26 protein-coding genes are annotated in these 26,622 nt (G+C 43.7%); 25 read left to right on the top strand and 1 reads right to left on the bottom strand.

The features are described from left to right. The 11 genes from lacD to proC all read left to right on the top strand — a co-directional run bounded on the left by lacD (position 1) and on the right by proC (position 11,698). On the top strand, positions 1-981 hold the full coding sequence (gene lacD / locus ACESR9_RS01505; protein WP_070587281.1) for a tagatose-bisphosphate aldolase: 981 nt from the start codon (positions 1-3) through the stop codon (positions 979-981). A gap of 310 nt (positions 982-1,291) precedes the next feature. Beyond that, entirely contained in the window at positions 1,292-2,125 is an 834-nt protein-coding gene (locus ACESR9_RS01500; RefSeq protein WP_023918365.1) for a PRD domain-containing protein, read from the top strand. 34 nt (positions 2,126-2,159) lie between these two features. Further along, positions 2,160-2,477, top strand: a complete 318-nt coding sequence (locus tag ACESR9_RS01495; protein ID WP_003007713.1) for a PTS lactose/cellobiose transporter subunit IIA — start codon at positions 2,160-2,162, stop codon at positions 2,475-2,477. Further along, positions 2,477-4,177, top strand: coding sequence for a lactose-specific PTS transporter subunit EIIC (locus tag ACESR9_RS01490; protein WP_049474596.1), 1,701 nt, complete (start codon positions 2,477-2,479; stop codon positions 4,175-4,177). Before ACESR9_RS01495 ends, ACESR9_RS01490 begins: the two co-directional genes overlap by 1 nt. 101 nt (positions 4,178-4,278) lie before the next feature. Beyond that, positions 4,279-5,685: a 6-phospho-beta-galactosidase gene (gene lacG / locus ACESR9_RS01485; protein WP_373105132.1), complete on the top strand. Its 1,407-nt coding sequence runs from the start codon at positions 4,279-4,281 to the stop codon at positions 5,683-5,685. A 279-nt stretch (positions 5,686-5,964) separates the two neighbouring features. After that, entirely contained in the window at positions 5,965-6,867 is a 903-nt protein-coding gene (locus ACESR9_RS01480) for a LysR family transcriptional regulator (protein WP_003011186.1), read from the top strand. A 3-nt stretch (positions 6,868-6,870) separates the two neighbouring features. Next, on the top strand, positions 6,871-7,332 hold the full coding sequence (gene lspA / locus ACESR9_RS01475) for a signal peptidase II (protein WP_003001852.1): 462 nt from the start codon (positions 6,871-6,873) through the stop codon (positions 7,330-7,332). Next, complete coding sequence (locus tag ACESR9_RS01470; protein WP_003001835.1) at positions 7,322-8,212, top strand: RluA family pseudouridine synthase; 891 nt, start codon at positions 7,322-7,324, stop codon at positions 8,210-8,212. The genes lspA and ACESR9_RS01470 overlap by 11 nt, the downstream gene beginning before the upstream one ends. Positions 8,213-8,511: 299 nt before the next feature. Beyond that, positions 8,512-9,621 carry a glutamate 5-kinase gene (gene proB, locus ACESR9_RS01465; RefSeq protein ID WP_373105130.1) on the top strand — a complete coding sequence of 370 codons (1,110 nt, stop codon included), beginning with the start codon at positions 8,512-8,514 and terminating at the stop codon, positions 9,619-9,621. Between the two features lie 10 nt (positions 9,622-9,631). Further along, positions 9,632-10,879 (top strand): glutamate-5-semialdehyde dehydrogenase, encoded by a 1,248-nt coding sequence (locus ACESR9_RS01460; protein WP_373105128.1) that lies wholly within the window; start codon positions 9,632-9,634, stop codon positions 10,877-10,879. Between the two features lie 3 nt (positions 10,880-10,882). Next, on the top strand, positions 10,883-11,698 hold the full coding sequence (gene proC, locus ACESR9_RS01455) for a pyrroline-5-carboxylate reductase (protein ID WP_373105125.1): 816 nt from the start codon (positions 10,883-10,885) through the stop codon (positions 11,696-11,698). Between the two features lie 33 nt (positions 11,699-11,731). Here the strand turns inward: proC and ACESR9_RS01450 are convergent, their stop codons facing one another. Beyond that, entirely contained in the window at positions 11,732-13,255 is a 1,524-nt protein-coding gene (locus ACESR9_RS01450) for an ATP-binding cassette domain-containing protein (protein ID WP_373105123.1), read from the bottom strand. A 318-nt stretch (positions 13,256-13,573) separates the two neighbouring features. On the opposite strand from ACESR9_RS01450, the gene hemW reads away from it, so the two are divergent. The 14 genes from hemW to ACESR9_RS01380 all read left to right on the top strand — a co-directional run bounded on the left by hemW (position 13,574) and on the right by ACESR9_RS01380 (position 26,586). Then, entirely contained in the window at positions 13,574-14,704 is a 1,131-nt protein-coding gene (gene hemW, locus ACESR9_RS01445) for a radical SAM family heme chaperone HemW (protein WP_254732415.1), read from the top strand. 3 nt (positions 14,705-14,707) lie between these two features. Then, on the top strand, positions 14,708-15,463 hold the full coding sequence (locus ACESR9_RS01440) for an acyl-ACP thioesterase domain-containing protein (RefSeq protein WP_373105119.1): 756 nt from the start codon (positions 14,708-14,710) through the stop codon (positions 15,461-15,463). Further along, on the top strand, positions 15,453-16,139 hold the full coding sequence (locus ACESR9_RS01435) for a hypothetical protein (RefSeq protein WP_003007694.1): 687 nt from the start codon (positions 15,453-15,455) through the stop codon (positions 16,137-16,139). The genes ACESR9_RS01440 and ACESR9_RS01435 overlap by 11 nt, the downstream gene beginning before the upstream one ends. Then, complete coding sequence (locus ACESR9_RS01430) at positions 16,140-16,910, top strand: TIGR01457 family HAD-type hydrolase (RefSeq protein ID WP_373105117.1); 771 nt, start codon at positions 16,140-16,142, stop codon at positions 16,908-16,910. Next, positions 16,903-17,523 carry a TIGR01906 family membrane protein gene (locus ACESR9_RS01425; protein WP_373105115.1) on the top strand — a complete coding sequence of 207 codons (621 nt, stop codon included), beginning with the start codon at positions 16,903-16,905 and terminating at the stop codon, positions 17,521-17,523. Before ACESR9_RS01430 ends, ACESR9_RS01425 begins: the two co-directional genes overlap by 8 nt. After that, positions 17,520-18,503, top strand: a complete 984-nt coding sequence (locus ACESR9_RS01420; protein WP_373105113.1) for a CPBP family intramembrane glutamic endopeptidase — start codon at positions 17,520-17,522, stop codon at positions 18,501-18,503. Before ACESR9_RS01425 ends, ACESR9_RS01420 begins: the two co-directional genes overlap by 4 nt. 65 nt (positions 18,504-18,568) lie before the next feature. Beyond that, positions 18,569-20,401: an excinuclease ABC subunit UvrC gene (gene uvrC, locus ACESR9_RS01415; protein WP_373105112.1), complete on the top strand. Its 1,833-nt coding sequence runs from the start codon at positions 18,569-18,571 to the stop codon at positions 20,399-20,401. A gap of 95 nt (positions 20,402-20,496) precedes the next feature. Continuing rightward, positions 20,497-21,339 carry a metallophosphoesterase family protein gene (locus tag ACESR9_RS01410; RefSeq protein WP_373105109.1) on the top strand — a complete coding sequence of 281 codons (843 nt, stop codon included), beginning with the start codon at positions 20,497-20,499 and terminating at the stop codon, positions 21,337-21,339. Between the two features lie 148 nt (positions 21,340-21,487). Further along, a complete protein-coding gene (locus tag ACESR9_RS01405) occupies positions 21,488-22,093 on the top strand; it encodes a nitroreductase family protein (RefSeq protein WP_003001591.1) in 606 nt (201 codons plus the stop codon). A gap of 34 nt (positions 22,094-22,127) precedes the next feature. Beyond that, entirely contained in the window at positions 22,128-23,534 is a 1,407-nt protein-coding gene (gene pepV, locus ACESR9_RS01400; protein WP_003011449.1) for a dipeptidase PepV, read from the top strand. A gap of 52 nt (positions 23,535-23,586) precedes the next feature. Next, positions 23,587-24,171 (top strand): uracil-DNA glycosylase family protein, encoded by a 585-nt coding sequence (locus tag ACESR9_RS01395; protein WP_070846535.1) that lies wholly within the window; start codon positions 23,587-23,589, stop codon positions 24,169-24,171. A gap of 12 nt (positions 24,172-24,183) precedes the next feature. Then, a complete protein-coding gene (locus ACESR9_RS01390) occupies positions 24,184-24,675 on the top strand; it encodes a prolyl-tRNA synthetase associated domain-containing protein (RefSeq protein ID WP_070665314.1) in 492 nt (163 codons plus the stop codon). 20 nt (positions 24,676-24,695) lie between these two features. Continuing rightward, positions 24,696-24,980, top strand: a complete 285-nt coding sequence (locus ACESR9_RS01385) for a rhodanese-like domain-containing protein (protein WP_049507134.1) — start codon at positions 24,696-24,698, stop codon at positions 24,978-24,980. 445 nt (positions 24,981-25,425) lie between these two features. Further along, a complete protein-coding gene (locus tag ACESR9_RS01380; RefSeq protein ID WP_373105106.1) occupies positions 25,426-26,586 on the top strand; it encodes a DUF6574 domain-containing protein in 1,161 nt (386 codons plus the stop codon). Positions 26,587-26,622 lie beyond the last annotated feature (36 nt).

The raw sequence follows: 26,622 nt of genomic DNA, 5'->3' as shown, positions 1-26,622 counted from the left end.
ATGGTATTAACAGAACAAAAACGCAACTATTTGGAACGTCTTAGTACAAAAGACGGTGTTATTTCAGCTTTGGCCTTCGACCAACGTGGGGCTTTGAAACGCTTGATGGCCAAATACCAAGACACTGAGCCAACTGTAGCACAAATGGAAGAATTGAAAGTTCTTGTGGCAGATGAATTGACAAAATATGCTTCATCTATGTTGTTGGACCCAGAATATGGTTTGCCTGCTACGAAAGCCTTGGATAAAGATGCTGGGCTCTTGCTTGCATACGAAAAAACAGGTTACGATACATCTAGCACAAAACGCTTGCCCGACTGCTTGAACCTTTGGTCAGCAAAACGCATCAAAGAACAAGGTGCAGATGCTGTGAAATTCTTGCTCTACTATGATGTAGATAGTGCAGAAGAACTCAACCAAGAAAAACAAGCTTATATCGAACGCATCGGTTCAGAATGTGTGGCAGAAGACATTCCGTTCTTCCTTGAAATCTTGGCTTATGACGAAGGAATTGCAGATGCAACCTCTGCTGAATATGCAAAAGTGAAACCTCGTAAAGTCATTGAAGCTATGAAAGTCTTCTCAGATCCTCGTTTCAATATCGATGTATTGAAAGTAGAAGTTCCTGTCAATGTCAACTACGTGGAAGGATTTGGAGAAGGTGAAGTTGTCTATAGTCGTGAAGAAGCGGCTGCCTTCTTTAAAGAACAAGAAGAAGCAACTAACCTTCCATACATCTACCTCAGTGCTGGTGTATCAGCAAAACTCTTCCAAGAAACTTTGGAATTTGCTCATGAATCAGGTGCTAACTTCAACGGTGTTCTTTGTGGACGTGCGACATGGGCAGGTTCAGTAGAAGCTTACATCAAAGATGGAGAAGCAGCTGCTCGTGAATGGCTTCGTACAGAAGGTCGTCAAAATATTGAAGAATTGAATGCGGTCTTGGCTAAAGTGGCAACACCTTGGACAGAACGCGTGTAAGAAACAAATCGTTATTGCCTCCTAAAGCAACATTTAGAACATTGGAAGGAAGAAATTCCTTCCAATGTTCTTCATTATATTTAGGCTTTGTTTATTTTTTATAAAAAAATGTTTAAAAATTTTCGCTGTAAGGGTTTACAAAATAAAAAACTTATGATAGAATAAGTCCATAAGTTAAATAGCAGTGAGCGTTACTAAGTTAGATTAGGCGTGACCACAAGTAGATTGAATGATTAGCATAGGCTAGTTTTTTCAGTTGCTTCGTGGTCATTTTTATTTGCTTTTAACAAATTTTACAAAGGAGAGCCTCATGTATCGTATTATCCATCCAATGAACAATAATGTTGCTTTGGTTCAAAATGAACTACAACAAGAGTTGATTGTTATTGGGAGTGGGATTGCATTTGGGAAAAAGAAAAATGATCTAGTAGCTGATGATAAGGTCGAAAAAGTATTTCGTTTAAACACGGATGAGTCAAGAGAAAACTTTATGGCCCTTCTAAAGAATGTTCCTCTTGATTTCATTACAACCACTTATGAAGTGATTGATACCTTGTCTAAGAAATATGCCTATCCTGTTCAAGAATATATCTATGTGACATTAACAGATCACATCTTTTGTTCTTACCAGGCAGTTCAACAGGGAAGATATAAATACAGTGACCTTCCTGATGTGTCTGCTATGCATCCGATTCCCTATAAAATCGCAAAAGAAGCGATTGAGATCTTTCGAAAGCGGCTCTTGGATCAATTTCCTGACGATGAAGTGAATCGCATCGCTTATCATTTCATTAATGCACAAGGGGAAATGATTCATGAGCAAGATCCAGATGTTCAGGACCGACAAGTTATTTTGAAAGCTGTAGAAGAAAAACTAGCTCAAAATGGATTGAAACGGAAAGAAGAAAACAGTCATTTCTATGATCGCTTTATGATCCATCTCAATTATTTCCTAGATTCGCTAGATAAGGGAAGAGAAGATCCAGAAGGTTTGAGCGAGATGGAACAACTGATTCAGCTAAGTTATCCAAAGGCTTATGAGATTAGTCATCAAATCTACCAAACCATCGCTGAACAGACAGGAGCCAAGATATCTCCTAATGAAAAAGTCTATTTAGCCCTTCATATTCAACGTCTATTATAAAAATTTTCAAAAGGTATCATAAGGAGGAACCAACATGAATAAAGAAGAAGTCCAATTACTTGGCTTTGAAATTGTCGCTTATGCCGGTGACGCTCGATCAAAATTAGTGGAAGCCTTAAAAGCTGCTGAAAATGGTGATTTTGCTAAAGCAGAATCCTTAGTAGAAGAAGCGGGGTCTTGTATCGCTGAGGCTCACAAATCTCAAACGACCATGCTAGCGCATGAAGCAGCAGGAGAAGAAATCCCCTATAGCATTACCATGATGCATGGTCAAGACCATCTCATGACAACAATCCTATTAAAAGACGTGATTCACCATCTGATTGAACTATATAAAAGAGGAGCGAAATAATGAATAAACTGATTGAACTGATTGAAAAAGGGAAACCTTTCTTTGAAAAGATTTCTCGAAACAAATATTTGCGAGCGATTCGGGATGGCTTTATTGCAGGGATGCCTGTTATCCTTTTCTCATCTATCTTCATCCTAATTGCGTATGTACCAAACGCTTGGGGATTCCATTGGTCTAAAGATATTGAAACTTTCTTGATGACTCCATATAGCTATTCTATGGGCATCTTGGCCTTCTTCGTTGGTGGTACAACGGCTAAGGCTTTGACTGATTCAATGAACCGCGACCTTCCAGCAACTAACCAAATCAACTTCATTTCTACAATGTTGGCTTCTATGGTTGGCTTCTTGCTCATGGCTGCCGAACCTGCTAAAGAAGGTGGATTCTTAACAGCCTTCATGGGTACAAAAGGTCTGTTGACAGCCTTCATTGCAGCCTTTGTTACCGTTAATGTTTATAAGGTCTGTGTGAAAAATAATGTGACGATTCGCATGCCAGACGAGGTTCCACCAAATATTTCACAAGTATTTAAAGACCTGATTCCATTTACATTGTCAGTTGTACTCTTGTATGCACTTGAATTAGTTGTGAAAGCAAGCCTTCATGTAACGGTTGCTGAATCAATCGGTACCCTTCTTGCTCCACTATTCTCAGCAGCAGACGGTTATGTTGGTATTACGATTATTTTCGGTGCCTTTGCATTCTTCTGGTTTATTGGTATTCACGGCCCATCTATCGTTGAGCCTGCGATTGCAGCGATCACTTATGCAAATGCCGAAGTCAACTTGAACCTCCTTCAACAAGGTATGCACGCTGATAAGATCCTTACATCTGGTACACAAATGTTCATCGTCACTATGGGTGGTACTGGTGCAACTCTTGTTGTTCCGTTCATGTTTATGTGGTTATGTAAATCGAAACGAAATCGTGCTATTGGACGCGCTTCAGTAGTTCCTACATTCTTTGGTGTAAACGAACCAATCTTGTTTGGTGCACCACTTGTTTTGAACCCAATCTTCTTTATCCCATTCATCTTTGCACCAATTGCAAACGTATGGATCTTTAAGTTCTTTATTGAAACACTTGGCATGAACTCATTTACTGCCAACCTTCCATGGACTACACCAGGACCTCTTGGTATTGTTCTTGGTACAAACTTCCAGTTCTTATCATTCGCTCTTGCAGCATTGTTAATTGTAGTAGATATTGTTATCTACTATCCATTCCTCAAGGTTTATGATGAACAAATTCTTGAAGAAGAACGTTCAGGTAAAACTAATGATGAATTAAAAGAAAAGGTAGCTGCAAACTTTAACACTGCAAAAGCAGATGCTATTCTTGCAAAAGCTGGTGTTGAAGGTGAACCAGTTCAAAACAATATCACAAAAGAAACAAACGTTTTGGTTCTCTGTGCCGGTGGTGGAACTAGTGGACTTCTTGCCAACGCTTTGAATAAAGCTGCTGCAGAATACAATGTTCCTGTGAAGGCTGCAGCAGGTGGCTATGGAGCCCACCGTGAAATGTTGCCAGAATTTGACCTTGTTATTCTTGCTCCTCAAGTAGCTTCAAACTATGAAGATATGAAGGCTGAAACAGATAAACTTGGAATCAAATTGGCTAAAACTGAAGGAGCTCAATACATCAAGTTGACTCGTGATGGTAAAGGCGCTCTTGCATTCGTTCAAGAACAATTTCAATAATAAATACATTTACTGTTGATTGAAGTGAGATGGAGAAGGATTGCTCACTTACTCCTCTCCGCTCACTTTTCATTTGGTTCAATTAAGAAATAGGTGAAAAAATGACAAAAACACTTCCTAAAGATTTTATTTTTGGTGGGGCGACTGCTGCCTATCAAGCAGAAGGAGCTACCCATACTGACGGAAAAGGACCAGTTGCTTGGGACAAATACTTAGCTGATAACTATTGGTATACTGCTGAACCAGCAAGTGATTTCTACCATAAATATCCAGTAGACTTACAGTTGGCGGAAGAATATGGCGTAAACGGAATTCGTATTTCTATTGCTTGGTCACGTATTTTCCCAACTGGTTATGGTGAAGTCAATCCAAAAGGGGTAGAATTCTATCATAAGTTATTTGCAGAATGTCATAAACGTCATGTAGAACCATTCGTAACTCTTCACCACTTTGATACACCAGAAGCCCTCCACTCAAATGGGGACTTCTTGAATCGTGAAAATATCGAACACTTTGTAGACTATGCTGCCTTCTGTTTTGAAGAATTCCCAGAAGTAAACTACTGGACAACCTTCAATGAAATTGGCCCAATCGGTGATGGTCAATACTTGGTTGGTAAATTCCCACCAGGGATTCAATATGACCTTGCCAAAGTCTTCCAATCACACCACAATATGATGGTTTCTCATGCACGTGCTGTGAAATTGTACAAAGACAAAGGCTATACAGGTGAAATCGGGGTTGTTCACGCCCTTCCAACTAAGTATCCATTGGATCCTAAAAATCCAGCTGACGTTCGGGCTGCGGAGTTGGAAGATATCATCCACAACAAATTTATCTTGGATGCGACATACCTCGGACACTATTCAGATGCAACCATGGAAGGTGTAAACCACATTTTGTCTGTTAATGGTGGTAGTCTGGATCTTCGGGACGAAGACTTTGCAGCACTTGAAGCAGCTAAAGATTTGAACGACTTCCTTGGAATTAACTACTACATGAGTGACTGGATGGAAGCCTTTGATGGCGAAACTGAAATCATCCACAATGGTAAAGGGGAAAAAGGAAGCTCTAAATACCAAATCAAAGGTGTTGGACGTCGTGTAGCTCCTGACTATGTCCCTCGTACTGATTGGGACTGGATCATCTACCCTCAAGGTTTGTATGATCAAATCATGCGCGTCAAGAAAGATTATCCAAACTACAAGAAGATCTACATCACTGAAAACGGACTGGGCTACAAAGATGAGTTTGTGGACAATACGGTTTATGACGATGGACGGATTGATTATGTGAAACAACACTTGGAAGTCTTGTCTGATGCGATTGCCGATGGTGCAAACGTCAAAGGTTACTTCATCTGGTCTCTCATGGACGTCTTCTCTTGGTCAAATGGTTACGAAAAACGCTATGGTCTCTTTTATGTGGACTTTGAAACCCAAGAGCGCTATCCGAAGAAATCGGCTCATTGGTACAAGAAAGTAGCCGAAAGCCAAGTGATTGAATAAGTATAAGAGGCTGGGACAAAAGTCCTAGCCTCTCAATTATTTTTGGATTGTAGAGCAAGACGCAGTGGTTGAGTGGGCTCTACTACGCTGATTTCATCAGCTTTTACAGCCCTACTCAACTGTGCGGAGGTGGGACGACGAAATCGAATTCTAACGAATTACCGATTTCTGTCCCACTCTCTTTTTTATTTTTACTAGAAGAGGGTCTCTTAAACGCCTCTCTTCTTTCAGCCCCTAATTTATGGTATAATAGATCGATACTGTAATAAGGAAAATAGAATGAATATACAACAATTACGATATGTAGTGGCGATTGCCAATAGTGGTACTTTTCGTGAGGCTGCTGAAAAAATGTATGTGAGTCAGCCTAGCTTGTCCATTTCCGTCAGAGATCTGGAAAAAGAACTGGGCTTCAAGATTTTTCGTCGGACTAGTTCGGGGACTTTTTTGACCCGTCGGGGAATGGAATTTTATGAAAAAGCGCAGGACGTGGTCAAAGGGTTTGATGTTTTTCAAAATCAATATGCCAGTCCTGAAGAAGAGAAGAAAGAATTCTCTATTTCTAGTCAACACTATGACTTCTTGCCACCTTTGATGACGGAATTTTCGATCCGCTATCCGGAAAATAAAAACTTCCGCATCTTTGAATCAACGACGGTCCAAATTTTGGACGAAGTGGCTCAAGGGCATAGTGAGTTGGGGATTATTTATCTCAACCGTCAAAATACCAAGGGGATTATGCAACGGGTTGATAAATTAGGACTTGAAGTAGTGGATTTGATTCCTTTTCAGACTCATATTTACCTTCGTAAGGGACACCCTCTGGCTAAGAAGAAAAAACTGGTTATGGAAGATCTAGCTCAGTTGCCAACTGTTCGTTTTACCCAAGAAAAAGATGAGTACCTCTATTATTCAGAGAACTTTGTCGATACCAGCTCGAGCTCACAAATGTTCAATGTGACCGACCGGGCAACCTTGAATGGAATCTTGGAGCGGACGGATGCTTATGCGACGGGATCAGGCTTTTTAGATAGCCAGTCCGTGAATGGCATTACCGTGATTCCTTTAGAAGATAATTTAGACAATAAAATGGTCTATGTCAAACGCGAAGAGATGGATCTCTCTCCTGTAGCAGAGAAGTTTGTCGAGGTCATGGTAGAATATTTTGATCAAAAGAGGTAAGAAATGAAGAGAAAAACAATGGTCCCGGTAGCGATTGTCCTTTTGGTCCTACTGGATCAGCTGGTCAAATGGTATGTGGTGAAGAACATTCCACTGGGTGTCGTCAAGTCTTTTATTCCCCATGTGGTCAGTCTGACTTATCTTCAAAACACAGGTGCAGCTTTTTCGCTTCTTGAAAATCAGCAATGGTTCTTTACACTCATCACTCTAGTCGTGATGGTAGGGGCCTTTTACTATCTTTATAAGCACCTCAAAGGTTCGCTTTGGATGGTGACAGGCTTGACCTTGGTTATTGCAGGTGGCTTGGGGAATTTTATCGATCGCCTGCGTCAGGGATTTGTAGTCGATATGTTCCACCTGGACTTTATGAATTTTGCCATTTTTAATGTAGCAGATAGCTATTTGACAGTTGGAGTTTTCTTGCTCCTGATCCTGATGTTGAAAGAGGAAACGCATGGAAATTAAAATTGAAGTAGCCGGTGCGCGGCTGGATAAGGCTTTGGCGGATTTGACTCCCTTGTCACGAGCTGTGGCCAATGAGCAGATCAAAGAAGGAAAAGTTCTGGTCAATGGGACTGTGAAAAAAGCCAAGTACACGGTCAAAGAAGGGGATATCATCCAGTATGAAGTCCCAGAAGTGGAAGAGGTCAGCTATGAAGCAGAAGATCTGCCCTTAGACATCGTCTATGAGGACCAGGATGTAGTCGTCGTCAATAAACCTCAAGGCATGGTTGTTCACCCAAGTGCGGGTCATACCAGTGGGACCTTGGTCAATGCGCTCCTATACCATGTCAAGGACCTTTCAGGGATCAATGGGGAATTGCGTCCAGGGATCGTTCATCGGATTGATAAAGACACGTCAGGCCTCTTGATGGTCGCAAAAAATGACCAAGCTCACGTTGCCCTAGCAGAAGAACTAAAAGACAAAAAATCACTCCGGAAGTATTGGGCCATTGTTCATGGCAACCTTCCGAATGATCGGGGCATGATCGAAGCACCCATTGGTCGCAGTGAAAAAGACCGGAAAAAACAAGCGGTGACAGCGAAAGGCAAGCCTGCAGTGACCCGTTTTCAAGTCTTGGAACGCTTTGGAAATTACACCTTGGTAGAGTTGCAACTGGAGACCGGTCGCACCCACCAAATTCGGGTGCACATGGCCTATATCGGCCATCCAGTAGCTGGAGATCCTGCTTATGGACCTAAGAAAACACTCAAAGGACAAGGACAGTTTCTGCATGCGCGGACACTCGGCTTTACCCACCCTCGCACAGGAGAGACTTTGGAATTTACAGCAGAAGTGCCAGCGATCTTTGAGAAAACGCTGGAAGACCTTCGAAAAGGATAATGAAGAATGGGAGTGGGAAAGAACTCCTAAATTTAGAAAAGGTTGAAAAGTTTTCCCAAACCTTTTCAATCTTCCCACCCCGCATAGCTCCAACAGTCTGGGAGACTGTTGGAGGTTGCAGATAAAGGAAACTTTGTTTCCCTCATTAGGTCATCTTTGGAGCCTAAAAAGCGAACAAAGATTCCAATCAACCACTGCGTCATACTGTTATTACTATCAAACATTGAGAGCTGGACAGTTTTTGTCCAGCCTCACTTTCATTACATACGAAATAAATAGTATTAGAAAGAAACATAGAGATGAAAGCAAAACGAATCGTCTTTAAAGTAGGGACCTCGTCTTTGACCAATCCCGATGGGAGTCTCTCCAGACAGAAGGTCAAGGTCATTACCCAGCAGTTGGCTCTCTTACACGAATCGGGCCATGAGTTGATCTTGGTCTCATCAGGGGCGGTTGCTGCTGGATTCGGTGCCCTTGGTTTTAAGAAACGGCCGACTAAGGTGGCAGACAAGCAAGCCTCTGCGGCAGTTGGTCAAGGTTTATTGATGGAAGAATATACCTCTAATCTTCTTTTACGCAACATTGTTTCTGCACAGATTTTATTAACCCAGGATGACTTTGCGGATCAACGTCGCTATAAGAATGCCCACCAGGCCCTTTCTGTCTTACTCAACCGTGGGGCGATTCCGATTATCAATGAAAATGATACGGTCTCTATCGCTGAGCTAAAAGTTGGTGACAATGATACCTTGAGTGCGCAGGTTGCGGCCATGGCCCAGGCGGATCTTTTGGTGCTGTTGACGGATGTGGATGGCCTCTATACAGCCAATCCTTCTCAGGATCCAACAGCCAAGCGTTTGGAGCGGATCGAGCACATTTCTCGCGAGATGATCGAGATGGCTGGAGGTGCAGGTAGTAGCAATGGAACTGGCGGAATGCTGACCAAACTCAAGGCAGCGACCCTGGCGACAGAGTCTGGGGTTCCTGTCTATATTTGCTCATCTCTCAAGCCTGATGCCTTGATCGAAGCGGCGCAAGAACAAGCAGATGGTAGTAACTTCCTTGCAGAGGACAAGGGGTTAAAAACCCAGAAGCAATGGCTAGCCTTTTATGCAGAAAGTAAAGGAGCTCTTTGGGTGGATGCTGGAGCGGCTGAGGCCTTGTTGCAATACGGAAAGAGCTTATTAATTTCGGGTGTGACCAAGGCAGAAGGGGATTTTTCTTATCAAGACATCGTCAGCGTCTATCATCAAGAGTCAGGACAATTGCTAGGGAAAGGGAAAGTTCGTCTCGGCCAGTCGGCTGTACACGATATGCTCCAATCTAAAAAAGCCAAGGGAATCCTTATCCACCGGGATGATTGGATCTCGGTAACCCCTGAGATTGACTTACTCTTTACAGAATTCTAAAGGAAAATGTATGGAAACAACACAAGAACAATTAGCCTTAGCGAGATCGGCTAAGAAAAGCATCAATACGGCCAGTACAGCTCTTAAAAATCAGGCCTTAGAAGCTATGGCCAGTCAGCTTCTGAAAGCGACGGAAGCCATTTTAGCAGCCAATCAAATCGATATGGAAGCGGCACGCGGGAAGATCTCTGAAGTCATGCTAGATCGCCTATTTCTTGATCAAGACCGGATTGCAGGGATGGCACAAGGGATCCGTGCTTTAATCGATCTGCCAGATCCGATTGGGGAAGTGCTGGATACTGAAGTTTTGGAAAATGGCCTTGAAATCCAGAAAGTTCGAGTAGCCATGGGCGTCATTGGGATCATTTATGAAAGCCGTCCTAATGTAACGTCAGATGCTGCAGCGCTTGCCATCAAGAGTGGCAATGCAGTAGTCCTTCGTACTGGAAAGGATGCCTTTCATTCTGCTCAAGCGATCGTAACAGCCCTCAAGGTTGGATTGGAAGAAGCTGGACTCAATCCAGATCTTCTCCAATTGATCCAAGATACGAGTCGAGCTTCTAGTCTTGCTATGATGAAGGCTAAGGGCTATCTGGACTTGCTTATTCCACGAGGTGGTGCTGGTTTGATCCAAGCGGTGGTTGAAAATGCCATTGTCCCCGTGATTGAGACAGGAACTGGTATTGTCCATGTCTATGTGGACAAGGAGGCTGACTTCCAGAAAGCCCTAGCGATTATTGAAAATGCCAAGACCAGTCGCCCCTCTGTCTGCAACGCTATGGAGGTCTTGTTGGTCGATCGAGCGATCGCGTCTGATTTCTTGCCCTTGGTCAAAGAGCGCTTAGTGGATGAGCGGGAAAGATCGGTTGAGTTGCGTCTAGATGAGGACGCACAGGCTATCATTTCGGGGACAGCAGCGCAGGAGCAGGATTTTGATACCGAATTTTTAGATTATATTTTAGCAGTCAAGGTTGTTGATGGAGTCAAGGAAGCGGTGGACCACATTGAAGCCCACAGCACCCATCATTCGGATGCCATTGTGACTGAAAATCCTGAGACAGCCACTTATTTTACCAAGCAAGTAGATTCAGCAGCCGTTTATGTCAATGCGTCTACACGCTTTACAGATGGGGGTCAATTTGGCCTAGGTTGTGAAATGGGGATCTCGACCCAAAAACTCCATGCGCGTGGACCAATGGGACTGCGGGAGATGACTAGTTACAAGTATATCGTCAGTGGAAATGGTCAAGTGAGGTAAGTCATGAAAGTAGCATTTATCGGTCTTGGAAATATGGGAGCTAGTCTGGCCAAAGCGGTCGCAAAAGAAGTAGCTGCCACAGACCTGCTCTTGGTCAATCGTTCCCCTAAAAAGGTGGAAGAGTTTATCAGCCAGTATGGCGGCAAAGCATCTCATGTTCAACAGGCATTTGAAGAGGCAGAGATTATCTTCTTAGGAGTCAAACCCTACCAGATCTGCCCTTTACTAGAAGAGTACCAGGACATTTTGGGCCAACACTCCAATCTCCTGTTGGTTTCTATGGCAGCAGGTCTGGAACTGGAGCAAATGGCAAGTGTGGTTAAAAATGAGCGGGTGGGGCTTATCCGCATCATGCCTAATACGCCCGTAGCCATCGGTCAAGGTGTCATTAGTCTGACCCGCTCCCAAGCAGTGACAGACCAGCAGATAGCGCAAGTCAAACAGCTTTTAGCAAGCGCTGGGGCTCTCTATGAAATCGAAGAAAAATTAATGGATTCTGCAACTGCTGTTGCAGGCTGTGGTCCAGCCTTTGTCTATCAGATGATCGAGGCCATGGCGGATGCAGGAGTAGACTTGGGATTACCACGTAGTCAGTCTCTTCAGATGGCGGCTCAGACTTTCAAAGGGGCAGCCAGTATGGTCTTAGAGACGGGGCAACATCCTGGAAACTTGAAGGATGCAGTTTGTAGCCCAGGTGGCTCAACCATCGCAGGAGTCAATCGCTTAGAACAAGTCGGCCTACGGGGCGACATTATTGCAGGTGTGGAAGCTGCCTACAAACGCACCCAAGAAATGGGACAAGAGGCAGGGAAGAATTAGAAAAAAGATTGGTTTTTGCCAATCTTTTTTACGTTAGAGCGACTCTATTTCTACCAAACCATTTTCAGTCAGACGATAGATTTTTTGGCAGACTTCTTTGAGGAAGGTCCGATCGTGGGAGACTGTAACCAGTCCGCCTGGGTAGTCTGCGAATAGGCGACGAATTTCTGGTTGGGAAGTGGGGGAAAAATTGCGAGTAGGCTCGTCCAAGAGCAGAAACTGGGGACTTGTAAGCACTAATTGAAGGAGAAAGAGTTTGCCTTGCTGGCCACCAGAAAGTTCAGAGATAGGATGGTGCATTTCAGAATAAGTAAAGTTGAGGGAGGCTAAATGCAATTGAATAGTGTTGATTTCTTCGCGATCACCTGAATGCTGTAGAAATTGAACGGGTGTCTGAGTCAGAGGGAGACGTTCAGTGTAATCTTGAGGCATATAGGCAGTGCGGATACTCTCATTATTCTGTAAAATCTCCCAGATCTTTTGTAGGAAAGTGGATTTCCCAACACCGTTGGAACCGATAATCCCTATTTTATCCTGTCCTAGAAGAGTAAGGGAGAGGTTCTTGACCAGGACACGGTCACCAATTGCGAGCTCTTCCTGATCTAAGAGAAGGACTCGTTTTTGAGGAGACAAGGGAGTGAGGGGAGGGAAATGCAGATGGATGATTTCCTCATCATAGGGTTGGGAAGTCATGGATTGGAATTCTCGCTCGTAGCGCTTTTCTTGTGAGAGGAGGGACTTCATTTTCTTTGCTAGGAGACGTCCGGCAGTGCTATCCTTGGTGTTTCGTAAGGAGGTTTCGACTTGCTGACGGACGCGGCGATGCTTCTCCATTGTTTTCTTGTAGGTTCGTTGATCGTTGGCCGCTTGCTGAGTCTGTTGCTTGAATTGTTGCTCCCTCTGATTACTGTAGTCTTGATAGCCTAGGTGCTCTACAATGGTTTCAGCCTCCTTGCGGTGTTTGATCTGTCTTAGGTGGATGATCGTATCCGCCGTCTGAGTCAAAAAATCCTCATGATGGGAAATAAATATTATGGTTTGGGTGCTCGTTTGGATCATCTGCTGGAGCCAGTCCAGAGTCTCTAAATCCAGATCGTTTGAAGGTTCATCTAAAAATAGCAATTCATGAGGACAACAAAGTTCGTGAAGCAGTTGGACTTTGAGGGCTTCTCCTCCAGATAGACTTCCGATAGCTTGATCGCTTGCAAAGCGGTCGCTATTAAAATGCAATTGATCTGCCAGTCTGTAGAGGGTGGCATAGTCTAGCTCGTCCTCTCCAAAAAAATATTCTTTCAAGGTTTTTCCCTTCAAAGCTTCCGGTAAAGTTTGGGGAATATAGGCATAGGAGTGAAAGGAAGTGGTGATTTCTCCTTCTATGGTCAGATAATCTGGTAGAGATTTTGGGGACATAAGAACCTGAAGTAAGGAAGATTTTCCATTCCCTTCTTCGCCAATAATGGCAACTTTTTCTCCTTCATGAATGGTTAGGGACAGATCGCGAACCAAATCTCGTAAATCTTTTGTATGGCGGATGGTAAGGTGGGATAGTTTTAACATAAGATTCCTTTCTACTGGGACAAAAAACAGCTCTACCTATTTAGTAGAGCTGTATTCATGTGGAACCCAAGCAGAAAAAAACCTTATTTAGCCAACAAACGGTTGGAGAATAGGCGAGAGGGTACACAAAAAGAGATAGAACAAGCAGTCCACTAAATAAAGTATTTTATTTAACGAAACTTAGTTGTTCATATCTCCTTACCTCCGAATATGATTAGATTTATTCTATTCCTTTTATTCGTTATTGTCAAGGAATTCCTTGCTTCTTACTCCCTTTTCTTTTCGGACTCGGGGGGATTTTATGGTATAATTAAAAGTATGCATACAAAACCAACGTCCGCTTATGTCCATATCCCATTTTGTACCCAGATTTGTTTTTATTGTGATTTTTCGAAGGTCTTTATTAAGAACCAACCGGTCGATGCCTATTTGGAGCATTTGATTCAAGAATTTCGTCGGGAAGAAATCACACACTTACGGACTCTCTATATTGGGGGTGGGACACCGACAGCCTTATCTGCGGATCAGCTAGCCTATCTGCTCAAGGAGCTGACCAAGTCGCTTGATCTGTCTCAGATGGAAGAGCTGACGATCGAGGCCAATCCTGGTGATTTGGATCCGGATAAGATTGCGGTCTTGAAGGATTCGCCGGTTAATCGGGTTTCATTGGGCGTGCAGACCTTTGATAATCGCTTGCTCAAGAAGATTGGTCGAAGCCACCAAGAGCAGGACATTTATGACAATATCGACCGTCTGAAGCTGGCTGGTTTTGACAATATTTCGATCGACCTCATCTATGCACTTCCGACGCAAACCATGGACCAGGTCAAGGAAAATGTTGCGAAGGCTCTTGCCCTTGACATTCCCCACATGAGTCTTTATAGCTTGATTCTGGAGAATCACACAGTTTTTATGAATCGCATGAGACGGGGCAAACTTCCCCTACCTAAAGAGGAGTTGGAAGCGGAGATGTTTGAATACATTATTCAGGAGTTGGGGCGAGCGGGCTTTGAGCATTATGAAATTTCCAATTTCTCCAAGCCTGGTTTTGAAAGTCGACACAATCTCATGTATTGGGATAATGCCGAGTATTATGGTATGGGAGCTGGAGCATCCGGCTATGTCGATGGGATTCGCTACAAGAATCATGGCCCCATTCGTCACTATATGCAGGCTGTCGAAGAGGGAAATGCGCGTGTCCAAGAAGAACATCTGACTCAGACAGAAATGATGGAAGAAGAGATGTTTCTAGGACTACGTAAGAAAACAGGCGTTTCCAAGAAGCGTTTTGAAGAAAAGTTTGGTGTGAATTTTGACCAACAATATGGATCAGTGGTTGAGGAATTGATCCAGCAGGGCCTTTTGGTACCTGACAAGGACATTGTACGAATGACCAAGAAAGGTCTCTTTTTAGGAGACACTGTAGCAGAGAAGTTTATTTTGGAGTAGAAAATGGCAAAAACATTTGAATACAGCATGAAAATTCCGTTTGATATGAGCGATGTCAATGGTTATATTAAGATTCCCCAATTGATCTTGCTGTCTTTACAGGTATCGGGCATGCAATCGATTGAGCTGGGTATGAGTGATATGTACATTTTAGAGAACTACAATCTAGTCTGGATTATCACGGATTACAATATGAAGATCGAGCGTCTCCCTGTTTTTGATGAGAAAATCACTATCGAAACCTATGCCAAGAGTCACAATCGACTTTTCTGCTACCGGGCCTTTAATATCAAGGATGAAGCAGGAAATACTATCATTGAGATGGTCGCGACCTTTGTCTTGATGGATCGGGATACACGCAAGGTTCATCCTGTTATGAGTGAAATCACGGATGCCTTTGACTCTGAATTTTCAAAAACCATGCTACGCGGTCCCCGTTTTAAGGAATTAGAGGGGGGCGTCGAACAAGAATACCGGGTTCGGTTTTACGACTTGGATATGAACGGACATGTCAACAATAGCAAGTACTTGGACTGGGTTTTTGAGGTGATGGGAGCAGACTTCTTGACCCATCATGTCCCTAAAAAAGTTCATCTGAAATATGTCAAAGAAGTGCTAGCAGGAGGTCTCATCACCTCTCAATATGAACAAGAGGGCTTGAAAACTCAGCACCAAATTATTTCAGATGGTCAGATCAATGCCCAAGCTGAAATTGAGTGGGAAGAAGTAGAAGAAAAGGGTTGGACTTATGGAAAGTAGAAGATTAAAAAATAAAAAACAGGAACTTGAAAGCTATCAAAAACGGGTTGTGGCCTATGCCAAGCGTCAAAAGAACCCTTTGTACATGTTGGGAGATTGGCTCTTGACTCTTTGTGCTTTGGGCATCATCCTGGTAGAGGAAATTTATAAATTTTTCCGCTATCGCTTGAATTTAGATAGTTTTAGTCGCTTTTTAAGAGAAGATATACGCTGGTACCGGGTCTGGATCCATTTCACCTTGGCCTTTCTTTTACCGGTCATGATCTTCTCGATTGGGATTACTAGCCAATCAGGATCCTTCTGGTCCAATTTCTATCACCGCTTGTCCCAAGGCGTGCTCTTTAGCACGACAGTCAGCCTCGCTGCGACCTTGGTGACGGATTTTGTGGAGAATTTGCAACCAGAAACTAAGTCTGACGGGAAAAATCGGAGCACTAAACGCACGGTTTATCAAATCAGTGTGGATCAGGCAACCGTGATAGGCTTGTTATTGACCATTGTGATCCTCATGGTAGCATCCTTCTTGTTCACCCAATCGGGAAGTCAAGGGATTAATTTTACAGGTTTGGTGTTACAATTTGTCCTCTATGCTGGAGCATTGCTCTTATATGGTTCTGGTGGACGAGTCGATGCAGAGAAGTTTCATGAAGAAGCTGACACAGAAAGGGAAGAATAAATGCACTATAAGGGCTATTTGATTGATTTGGATGGCACTATTTACAAAGGAAAATCACGAATTCCTGCAGGAGAAGCTTTTGTTCATGAACTGCAGGCGCGTGAGATTCCCTATCTCTTTGTGACCAACAATACAACCCGCACACCAGAGACTGTTCGGGATATGCTGGCCACTCATTTCAATATTGAAACCCCAGTTTCGACTATCTATACAGCTACCCTTGCGACCATTGACTACATGAATGACCAAAATTTGGGCAAAAAGGTCTATGTGATCGGAGAAGCGGGGCTCAAAGATGCTATTGAAGAAGCTGGCTATATCATGGATGAAGAAGCACCTGATTATGTGGTGATTGGACTGGATTGGCAAGTGGATTATGAGAAGTTTGCTCTTGCGACCTTGGCGATTCAAAAGGGAGCGCACTTTATTGGGACCAATCCGGACCTGAACATTCCAACAGAGCGTGGCTTGCTGCCAGGTGCAGGATCCTTGATTGCGCTTGTAGAGGCTGCGACACGGGTCGAGCCTGTGATCATTGGAAAACCAAAGGCTATTATCATGGATAAGGCCATTGAACACTTGGGGCTTGAAAGAGAAGAAGTGGTCATGGTCGGGGACAATTATTTAACAGATATTCGTGCAGGTATTGACAATGGGATTCCAACCCTTTTGGTGACGACAGGTTTTACCAAACCAGAAGAAGTGCCGACCTTACCAATTGCACCGACACATGTTGTTACCAGTCTAGCGGAGTGGGATTTTGATGCTTAAAAGTTTGAAATCAATTAACCTATTTTTCTTTATCTTGTCAGCTGCCATCCTTCTCACCATCGCTCTAGCATGGGTCCTCTATCCCATGGAGATCCATTGGTTGGAGATTCAAAGCCGAACTGGTTTTTCGGCTTCAGTCATCATGAAGAATTTTAATGTCTTGATGAACTACTTGACCAATCCTTTTCAATGGGTGTTGAAGATGCCTCAATTCCCCTCTTCCAAAAATGGCTTGCACCATTTTGAGGCCGTCAAGTACCTGTTTCATTTGGTGACGGTCGTTTTCTTGGTCACTCTACCTGGTTTTATCCAGTTTATGCGGACAGTCGTCAAAAATGGCTACCTGGCCCTGTACCGTAGTCTCTTCTTTTGGATGATGGTTTTACCAGTAGTGCTTGCAGTGATGACTGTTATAATTGGCTTTGATCAATTCTTTACTCTCTTTCATCAAGTCTTATTTGCTGGGGACAATACTTGGCTCTTTGATCCGCGCGTGGATTCGATTATTCTTGCATTACCAGAAGACTACTTTATGCATGCCTTTTTGATTTTCTTTGTCTTATACGAAGGAGTCTGTGCGTGTTTTTATCTATTTTCTAGGAGGAAGAAATGAACCAATACAACCGATTATTAGACCCTAAAAAAGATATAGGAAGGTATTCTGGGACACTTGCTATTTATCTCTTGGTAATGACCTTAGTAACCGTCCTGTGGGAAGTCCTCCTTGGATTGACCATAGCAGGCTCTCTCAGAAAAGATCCAAGTCAAGTAACGGAGAAACTAAACGCCCTGAATGTTTGGGCTGGTATTCCCTACCTCATCTCTATTTCCATTGGACTCTTTCTTTTTAATGCCTATCGCAAGAAGGCCCTTTATAAATATGATCTTAAGCATAAGGGACGTAAGATGACACTTTCAGTCTTCTTTATTCTTCTCGCCTTTCTTGGCTTTTCTCAAGTCTTTTCATCTGTGATGACACAAGTGATTGAGCGCATGTTTGAGACCATTGGCCTTCATTCTCCAACACCAGATCTAGGAGATACGATTGAGCGATCTTGGACTATGCTCTTGTATGCTGGCTTTTTTGGTCCTATCACAGAGGAATTCTTCTTCCGTGGGGCTGGCTTGCGAGGCTTGGAACGGTATGGCAAAATCTTTGCCATTGTCATGACGGCTATTTTATTCGGCCTCTTCCATGCTAATTTTGACCAGCTCTTTTTCGCAGGTATCATTGGTCTAGGATTCGGCTACATTGCCTTTGAATACAATATCTGGTGGGCGATTTTCTATCACATTTTCAATAACTTTGTGATTTCCCAAGGCTTGCATTATGTGGCCTACCATGTGGATGAGGGACTAGCGAATTGGCTCCAAATCGGTGTTTTAGCCATTGGTTCCATTGTCATGATAGTGGTTCTTGCGACTAAATGGCCAGCTATCAAGGCTTATATTCAAGCCAATAAACCTCAACCGGGAGTTTTCCAGCGTGCCCTCGCGTCCTTCTGGTTCTGGTTCTTCGTGCTATTCACTATCCTGATGTCTATTGTTCCTTATGTGATTCCGATCTTCCAGATGACTAATTTCAAAGGCTGAGGATGTAAAGTTGGATACATACAATTGAGAGGTAAGCGCCTCTCTTTTTTGATATAATAGAGAGTATGAATAACTTGATTAAATCCAAGCTCGAGCTCTTGCCGACGAGTCCGGGCTGTTACATTCACAAAGATAAGAACGGTACCATCATCTATGTGGGGAAGGCTAAGAATCTTCGCAATCGCGTGCGGTCCTATTTCAGAGGGAGCCACGATACCAAGACGGAAGCGCTGGTATCTGAGATTGTGGATTTTGAATTTATCGTCACTGAGTCCAATATTGAGGCCTTGCTTCTTGAGATCAACCTGATCAAGGAGAACAAGCCCAAGTACAATATCATGCTCAAGGATGACAAGTCCTATCCCTTCATCAAGATTACCAATGAGCGCTATCCGCGCCTCATCATCACGCGCCAGGTCAAAAAGGATGGCGGTCTCTATTTCGGCCCCTATCCGGATGTGGGAGCAGCCAATGAGATCAAGCGACTTTTGGATCGGATTTTCTCATTCCGCAAGTGTACCAATCCGCCTTCCAAGGTCTGCTTTTACTATCATCTAGGGCAGTGCATGGCCCACACAGTCTGCCACAAGGACGAGGCCTATTTCAAGGGCATGGCCCAGGAGGTTTCTGATTTCCTCAAGGGGCAGGATGATAAGATTATCGATGAGCTCAAGTTCAAGATGAATACTGCTGCGCAAAACATGGAATTCGAGCGGGCGGCCGAGTATAGGGATCTGATCCAGGCCATCGGGACCCTGCGGACCAAACAGCGGGTCATGGCCAAGGATTTGCAGAACCGGGATGTCTTTGGCTACTACGTGGACAAGGGCTGGATGTGTGTGCAGGTCTTCTTTGTCCGTCAGGGCAAGCTGATCGAGCGCGACGTCAACCTTTTTCCTTACTACAATGATCCGGACGAGGATTTCTTGACCTATGTGGGGCAGTTTTACCAGGAGAAATCTCACCTGATCCCCAATGAAATCCTGATCCCTCAAGATATCGATGAGGAAGCGGTCAAGGCCCTAGTGGATACCAAGGTTCTCAAGCCCCAGCGTGGGGAGAAGAAGCAGTTGGTCAATCTGGCCATTAAGAATGCGCGTGTCAGTCTAGAGCAGAAGTTTAATCTCCTTGAAAAATCCATGGAAAAGACCCAAGGTGCCATTGAAAATCTTGGAAAACTCCTGCAAATCCCAACTCCTGTGCGTATTGAATCTTTTGACAACTCCAACATCATGGGGACCAGTCCGGTCTCAGCCATGGTGGTCTTTGTCAACGGGAAGCCAAGCAAAAAGGACTACCGCAAGTACAAGATCAAGACCGTCGTCGGGCCAGACGACTATGCCAGCATGCGGGAGGTCATTCGCAGACGCTATAACCGGGTCATGCGGGATGGCCTGACGCCACCAGATCTGATCGTTATCGATGGGGGACAGGGGCAAGTTAACATCGCTAAGCAAGTCATCCAAGAAGAGTTGGGACTGGATATTCCCATTGCAGGCCTGCAAAAGAATGACAAGCACCAGACCCATGAATTGCTCTTCGGTGATCCCCTTCAAGTCATCGAACTCTCTCGAACCTCGCAGGAATTTTTCCTCCTCCAACGGATCCAGGATGAAGTCCACCGTTTCGCCATCACCTTCCACCGCCAGCTCCGATCCAAGAATTCCTTCTCCTCCCAGCTGGACGGCATCGAAGGTTTGGGACCAAAACGCAAGCAGTTGTTGATGAAGCACTTCAAGTCACTGACCAAGATCAAAGAAGCTACTGTGGATGAGATTGTCACGGTTGGCATCCCACGAGCAGTGGCGGAGGCAGTGCAAGCCAAGCTCCATCAAGGAAAGCAAGAAGAAGAAAGTCCATTGATGGAAGTGGCGGAGCCCTCCCAAGGATTTAAGTAATTTCACCATCCATTTTCATGGATGGTTTTTACGTTTTACTCTTAATTTTGTTATACTAGATTCAAATCTAATTAAATTTCAAATGAGGTGTAATAATGAACCATCGAATCGCTATTATTTCTGATATCCACGGAGATACGACAGCCCTGGAGGCAGTGATTGCGGATGCGCGTGCTCAAGGCGCGACGGAATACTGGCTTTTAGGGGACATTTTGCTTCCGGGGCCTGGAAGAGATGACCTTTTTGAGTTGCTGGATGCGATTCCCATTACAGCAGCTGTTCGTGGAAATTGGGACGATTGTGTCCTAGAGGCCTTGGATGGCGAGTACGGGCTCGAGGATCCGCAGGAGATCCAGCTTCTTCGTCTCACTCAGTACCTCATGGAAGGACTGGATCCTAAGCGGATCGATTGGCTTCGATCCCTTCCATTGGTAGAGAAGAAGGAGGTCAATGGTATTCGTTTTTCACTGACCCACAACTTGCCAGAAAAGAATTATGGTGGTGACTTGCGTCCAGCTAATGTGACGGAGAACTTTGACCAACTGCTGGATGACCAGACGGATCTGGCGATCTACGGTCATGTCCACAAACAGTTGCTTCGCTATGGCAACCAGGGCCAGCAGATTCTCAATCCAGGGACTATTGGCATGCCATATTTCGACTGGGAACCAATTCAAAACCACAGAGCTCAGTATGCGCTGATCGATGTCGAAGAAGATGGAGTGACCAACCTGCAATTTCGTAAGGTGGCCTATGACTATGAAGGAGAGCTCCAAGATGCCAAGGACAAGGGTCTTCCCTTTATTGAGATGTATGAAGAACTGAGACGCGAGGATAACTATCGGGGCCATAACATCGAGTTGCTAACTACCTTAATTGAGAAATACGGCTATACCAAAGAAGTAGCTGCCTATTTCAATCTTTCCAATGAATCATAGGTGGATCTCTTGTGTATTCAACCTATAAAAAAGAAGCGGATCTTCAAAATGTCCGCTTCTTTTTTCACAATCTTAGGCTGTAAAACCCTGCAAGCTCTTTCATTTTGTGTTAAAATAGAGGTAACAGAAATAGAAAAGGAAGAAGCTTATGAAATTTCTAGAGCTCAATAAAAAACGCCATGCGATCAAGCATTTCACTGACCAACCGGTCGATCCAAAGGATGTACGGACTGCCATTGAGATCGCAACCTTGGCCCCTAGCGCCCACAATAGCCAGCCTTGGAAATTTGTGGTCGTTCGTCAAAAAAATGCGGAATTGGCAAAATTAGCCTATGGTGCAAACTACGATCAAGTTATGGAAGCACCTGTGACCATCGCCCTCTTTACTGATACTGATTTGCAAAAACGGGCTCGCAAGATTGCGCGTGTCGGTGGGGTGAAAAACTTCACAGACGAGCAGTTGCAATACTTTATGCAAAACCTTCCTGCTGAATTTGCACGCTATGATGCCCAACAGACAAGCGATTACTTGGCTTTGAATGCCGGTCTTGTGGCTATGAACTTGGTATTGGCTTTGACGGACCAAGGCATTGGAACCAATATTATTTTGGGATTTGATAAATCAAAAATCAATGAAGTATTGGACATCGAAGAGCGTTTCCGTCCAGAAGTTTTGATTACGGTTGGCTATGCGGCTGAAAAAGTAGAGCCGAGCTATCGCTTACCAGTGGACGAAATCATTGACAAACGCTAAGCCAATTAGCAAATAGAAGATCGAGGAGGAATTCATGACAACAGTTGACTTTAAAGCAGAAGTAGAAAAACGTCGCGATGAGATGATGGCTGACTTATACAGCCTCTTGGAAATCAATTCTGAACGCGATGACAGCAAGGCAGATGCAGAGCATCCTTTTGGACCTGGTCCTGTAAAAGCTCTTGAAAAATTCTTGGAAATTGCCAAACGTGATGGATATGAAACCAAGAATGTCGACAATTATGCCGGTCACTTTACCTTTGGTGAAGGAGAAGAAGAACTTGGGATCTTTGCCCATATGGACGTCGTGCCTGCAGGTAGTGGTTGGAAGACAGATCCATACAAACCAGAAATTATCAATGGTAAGCTCTATGCGCGTGGTTCGTCTGATGATAAAGGGCCTACAATGGCCTGCTACTATGGTTTGAAGATCATTAAAGACCTAGGACTCCCTGTTTCTAAGCGCGTGCGCTTTGTTGTCGGTACGGATGAAGAATCGGGCTGGGGCGACATGGATTACTATTTCAAACATGTCGGACTTCCTGAGCCAGATTTTGGCTTCTCACCAGATGCGGAATTCCCAATCATCAATGGGGAAAAAGGAAACATCACTGAGTACCTTCATTTTGGAAATGACAACACAGGAACTGCCCATCTTCATAGCTTTACAGGTGGCCTTCGTGAAAACATGGTACCAGAGTCGGCGACTGCAGTCGTTTCTGGACAACTTCCAGATCTTGCTGGCCTCTTAGATGCCTTTGCCAAGGAACACCAGCTCAAGTATGAAATTTCAACTGTTGACGAAGAAACCTATACCGTTACCATTGTTGGGAAATCTGCTCACGGATCAACTCCTGAAGATGGAATTAATGGTGCGACCTACTTGGCTCTCTTGTTGAACCAATTTGATTTTGGTGGTGCTGCTAAGGCTTACCTTCATGTGACAGCTTCGCTTCTTCACGAAGATTTTGCTGGTGAAAAATTAGGAATTGCCCATACAGATGCCAAAATGGGACCATTGAGCATGAATGCAGGTGTCTTCCATTTTGATGAAAGCCAAGCAGACAACACCATTGCCCTCAATATCCGGTACCCTCAAGGTACAGATCCTGAAACCATCAAATCCACCCTTGAAAAGATCGAAGGAGTGGCTACAGTAAGCTTGTCAGCCCACGGTCACACACCTCACTATGTTCCGATGGATGATGAATTGGTATCCACCCTCTTGCGTGTTTACGAAAAACAAACTGGCCTCAAAGGACATGAACAAGTGATCGGTGGTGGTACCTTTGGTCGTCTCTTGAAACGTGGGGTTGCCTTTGGTGCTATGTTCCCAGACTATGTCAATACTATGCACCAAGCTAATGAGTTCGCAGATGTCGAAGATCTCTATCGTGCAGCAGCTATTTACGCAGAAGCCATCTATGAACTAATCAAATAATCCACTACTCGGCCAGTTTTTCTGGCTGAGTTTTTCCATAGAAGGAGGACTTATGTCAAGGATTGAAAGCATTAAACAAGCCATTATGGCAGATCCTCAAAATAAAGAATATACAGAGAAAGGGATAGAGCCACTCTTTGCAGCCCCAAAGACAGCTCGTATCAATATCATCGGACAAGCTCCAGGGATGAAGACGGAAGAAGCTGGTATTTACTGGAAGGACAAGAGTGGTGATCGTCTGCGCGAATGGTTAGGAGTTGACGAAGACACCTTTTATAATTCTGGTTTGTTTGCGGTCATTCCCATGGACTTTTATTTCCCAGGACATGGGAAATCTGGTGACCTTCCACCTCGCAAAGGCTTTGCGGAAAAGTGGCACCCTCAACTTCTCAAGGAGTGTCCGGATATTGAGTTAACCCTCTTAATTGGACAATATGCTCAAGCTTATTACCTTCATGAAAAGGTTAGTGGCAAAGTAACCGAACGGGTCCACCATTTTAAAGACTATTTGCCAACCTATTTTCCACTTGTTCACCCTTCCCCTCGTAATCAAATCTGGATGGCTAAAAATCCTTGGTTTGAGGCAGAAGTTGTCCCAGAATTGCAAACCTTAGTACAAGAGATCATTCAAAAATAAAGGAGAGCGAAGATGGATCCTTATCAACAAGTTAAAGAAAAATTAGATGAGTTGGGAATTTCATTTGATGTGGTGGAACACCCACCTGCATTTACGACGGAGCAGGCGGATTCTTATATTGAAGGCTTAGAAGGTGTCCGCACTAAGACCATGTTTTTGACCAACAAAAAGAAAACTCAATACTATTTGCTCATCATGGATGACCAGAAGCCATTGGATATGGATGATTTCAAAGAGCAAGTGGAAGCCAACCGGATCCGCATGGCTTCAGCAGATTCTTTAGCTGAAAAAATGCAATTACCGCCAGGAACGGTTTCTCCATTTGGTTTATTGAACAATGAAGAAAAAGATATTCGGGTCTATTTTGATCAGGATATTGTGTCAGAGGAAATCATGACCTTCCATCCCAATACTAACGAAAAAACCATCTTTATTAAAACCCAAGACTTGTTCCGATTTTTAGAGTCTATTGACTTTAACTATGAAATCCTAACCCTTCCATAACATATCTTACAGGAGAAATCATGAAAGAAATTCCATTTTCAAGCTTTTACCAAGCTTATCAAAAAGGAAACATACACGTTCTTGATGTACGCGAGCAGGAGGAATATGATGCCCTTCACTTAGATGGGGTTCGTCTTCTTCCCTTATCTGAGTTAGCAGATCGCTACCAGGAATTAGAGAAGGATCATCCCTATTATGTCATCTGCAAGTCTGGTCGACGATCAGCACGTGCTTGCCAATTTTTGGAAGAGCAAGGCTATGATGTGACCAACGTCCAAGGTGGCATGGATGCATTTGAATCCTAAAAAAAGACCTCTGAAAAGAGGTCTCAGATTGAAGATAAAATCAAATTAAAAACTTTCCTTAGGTGAGTACGGACGTCTGCGAACTTCTTCGAAGTTCCAAGACTAATTATTGAGCCTAAGGTCTCAATAATTCCGAGTGCCTGAAACGTTATTGTTTCAGGCACTTTACTCACAGCGGAAAGTTTTGGTATTTTTTTGAATCGATTTTAAAATTGGAACTCATTTTTATTTCTTTGAAGAATAGCTTAACTTATTTTACTTTAAAATAGTTTGTCTACATTCTACGACCTCTGAAAAGAGGTCGTTTTCTTTACTAATTTCTAAAAATGAGTAGAATTTGTATGTTTTTCAAAAGATATTACAGGGATTTTCCAGTCTTTCATTGAAAATGGTTCAGAAATTTTGTATAATACCCTAGTATAAACAATAGTTAAGGAGATTCATTATGTCAAAACAAGATTGGCTGGATTATTTCGAAGCCGTAAATGGTCGTTCTGCTAGTGCAGAAGAAATTGCTCAAGCACTGGCTGCAGGAGAATTTCAAGAAGAAGTAGTGGTTCCAGAAACCCCACAAGCCCCAGAATTTGTTGCAGCGCCAACTGCCCCTGTGGAAGAACCAGTAGCAGCTCCACAAGCCCCAGAGTTTGTTGCAGCGCCAACTGCACCTGTTGAAGAACCAGTAGCAGCTCCTCAAGCTCCAGAATTTGTTGCAGCACCAACTGCCCCTGTGGAAGAACCAGTAGCAGCTCCACAAGCCCCAGAGTTTGTTTCAGCGCCAGCAGCACCTCAAGCTCCAGAATTTGTCGCAGCGCCAGCAACACCAGCAGCTCCAACTGCTCCTACAGAAGAACCAGTCGCAGCTCCAGTTCAAGAGCCTGCCCCTCAAGCTCCACAGCAAGCCTACCAACAACCGACTCAAGCAGCTTATCAACAAGCTCCCTACCAAGGTCAACCAGGACAACCTTATCCTGCCCAACCAAGTCAATTTGGTGTAGCCGTTGGTGGTTACTGGAATTGGTTCCTTTCAGCTTTGAAACGTCCAACAGCTGTAGAAAATCCAAAAGCTCTTAACGGAATTTTACAGTATGTCTTAACTGCCTTTGTCTTGACCCTATCAACTTTCTTCACAGCTAGTGGATTTACAGGCGGTTATGGAATGGATTTCCGTGCCTTTATGTTGACATTGATTTCCCTATTCTTTAGCCTTTACGCCTTCCAAGTAGCTGGATTCTTTGTTCGTCGTGTGGTTCTTCAAGATAAGGAATACAGTTACGGTCGTTCATTTGAAGAGTTTGGACGTTTGTCTGTTTACACTTTGCCACTTGCCCTTCTTGCTTTCTTAGTAGGTCTTGTAAAAGTTTATGAATTTTATGGCTTTGTAAACTTCCTTATTTTCTTCTTGTTCTTTGTTGGAACATGCTATGTCGTTCATCAAGGATTGAACAAGACAAGCTTTAAAGCAGATAAATTCTTGCTTCTAGTAGCATCATCTGTTGTCTTGCTTCTCATTGCCATCTTTGTCATTTATGTGAATGCTCGTATTTTAGAACAAGTAGCCGTAGGATTTATTCCAAGTGCTCCAAATTTCTCAAACTTTGGATTCTAACAATATCACAAAACGGAAGGTGGGGGAACCCACTTT

The organism is Streptococcus parasanguinis (genome assembly GCF_964238605.1).
In the GTDB taxonomy this organism is placed as follows: Bacteria; Bacillota; Bacilli; order Lactobacillales; family Streptococcaceae; genus Streptococcus; species Streptococcus parasanguinis_AJ.
This window is presented reverse-complemented; position numbering and strand designations above follow the sequence as displayed.

What these genes read in the sequence shown, in the direction of transcription:
- ACESR9_RS01385 (WP_049507134.1), top strand. Translation starts at nt 24,696, where the DNA reads ATGAAAGAAATTCCATTTTCAAGCTTTTACCAAGCTTATCAAAAAGGA.
- lacD (WP_070587281.1), top strand. Translation starts at nt 1, where the DNA reads ATGGTATTAACAGAACAAAAACGCAACTATTTGGAACGTCTTAGTACA.
- ACESR9_RS01480 (WP_003011186.1), top strand. Translation starts at nt 5,965, where the DNA reads ATGAATATACAACAATTACGATATGTAGTGGCGATTGCCAATAGTGGT.
- ACESR9_RS01495 (WP_003007713.1), top strand. Translation starts at nt 2,160, where the DNA reads ATGAATAAAGAAGAAGTCCAATTACTTGGCTTTGAAATTGTCGCTTAT.
- ACESR9_RS01390 (WP_070665314.1), top strand. Translation starts at nt 24,184, where the DNA reads ATGGATCCTTATCAACAAGTTAAAGAAAAATTAGATGAGTTGGGAATT.
- ACESR9_RS01425 (WP_373105115.1), top strand. Translation starts at nt 16,903, where the DNA reads ATGCTTAAAAGTTTGAAATCAATTAACCTATTTTTCTTTATCTTGTCA.
- proC (WP_373105125.1), top strand. Translation starts at nt 10,883, where the DNA reads ATGAAAGTAGCATTTATCGGTCTTGGAAATATGGGAGCTAGTCTGGCC.
- ACESR9_RS01435 (WP_003007694.1), top strand. Translation starts at nt 15,453, where the DNA reads ATGGAAAGTAGAAGATTAAAAAATAAAAAACAGGAACTTGAAAGCTAT.
- ACESR9_RS01470 (WP_003001835.1), top strand. Translation starts at nt 7,322, where the DNA reads ATGGAAATTAAAATTGAAGTAGCCGGTGCGCGGCTGGATAAGGCTTTG.
- lacG (WP_373105132.1), top strand. Translation starts at nt 4,279, where the DNA reads ATGACAAAAACACTTCCTAAAGATTTTATTTTTGGTGGGGCGACTGCT.
- ACESR9_RS01380 (WP_373105106.1), top strand. Translation starts at nt 25,426, where the DNA reads ATGTCAAAACAAGATTGGCTGGATTATTTCGAAGCCGTAAATGGTCGT.
- pepV (WP_003011449.1), top strand. Translation starts at nt 22,128, where the DNA reads ATGACAACAGTTGACTTTAAAGCAGAAGTAGAAAAACGTCGCGATGAG.
- ACESR9_RS01395 (WP_070846535.1), top strand. Translation starts at nt 23,587, where the DNA reads ATGTCAAGGATTGAAAGCATTAAACAAGCCATTATGGCAGATCCTCAA.
- uvrC (WP_373105112.1), top strand. Translation starts at nt 18,569, where the DNA reads ATGAATAACTTGATTAAATCCAAGCTCGAGCTCTTGCCGACGAGTCCG.
- proB (WP_373105130.1), top strand. Translation starts at nt 8,512, where the DNA reads ATGAAAGCAAAACGAATCGTCTTTAAAGTAGGGACCTCGTCTTTGACC.
- ACESR9_RS01460 (WP_373105128.1), top strand. Translation starts at nt 9,632, where the DNA reads ATGGAAACAACACAAGAACAATTAGCCTTAGCGAGATCGGCTAAGAAA.
- ACESR9_RS01430 (WP_373105117.1), top strand. Translation starts at nt 16,140, where the DNA reads ATGCACTATAAGGGCTATTTGATTGATTTGGATGGCACTATTTACAAA.
- ACESR9_RS01500 (WP_023918365.1), top strand. Translation starts at nt 1,292, where the DNA reads ATGTATCGTATTATCCATCCAATGAACAATAATGTTGCTTTGGTTCAA.
- ACESR9_RS01420 (WP_373105113.1), top strand. Translation starts at nt 17,520, where the DNA reads ATGAACCAATACAACCGATTATTAGACCCTAAAAAAGATATAGGAAGG.
- lspA (WP_003001852.1), top strand. Translation starts at nt 6,871, where the DNA reads ATGAAGAGAAAAACAATGGTCCCGGTAGCGATTGTCCTTTTGGTCCTA.
- ACESR9_RS01440 (WP_373105119.1), top strand. Translation starts at nt 14,708, where the DNA reads ATGGCAAAAACATTTGAATACAGCATGAAAATTCCGTTTGATATGAGC.
- ACESR9_RS01405 (WP_003001591.1), top strand. Translation starts at nt 21,488, where the DNA reads ATGAAATTTCTAGAGCTCAATAAAAAACGCCATGCGATCAAGCATTTC.
- hemW (WP_254732415.1), top strand. Translation starts at nt 13,574, where the DNA reads ATGCATACAAAACCAACGTCCGCTTATGTCCATATCCCATTTTGTACC.
- ACESR9_RS01410 (WP_373105109.1), top strand. Translation starts at nt 20,497, where the DNA reads ATGAACCATCGAATCGCTATTATTTCTGATATCCACGGAGATACGACA.
- ACESR9_RS01450 (WP_373105123.1), bottom strand. Translation starts at nt 13,255, where the DNA reads ATGTTAAAACTATCCCACCTTACCATCCGCCATACAAAAGATTTACGA.
- ACESR9_RS01490 (WP_049474596.1), top strand. Translation starts at nt 2,477, where the DNA reads ATGAATAAACTGATTGAACTGATTGAAAAAGGGAAACCTTTCTTTGAA.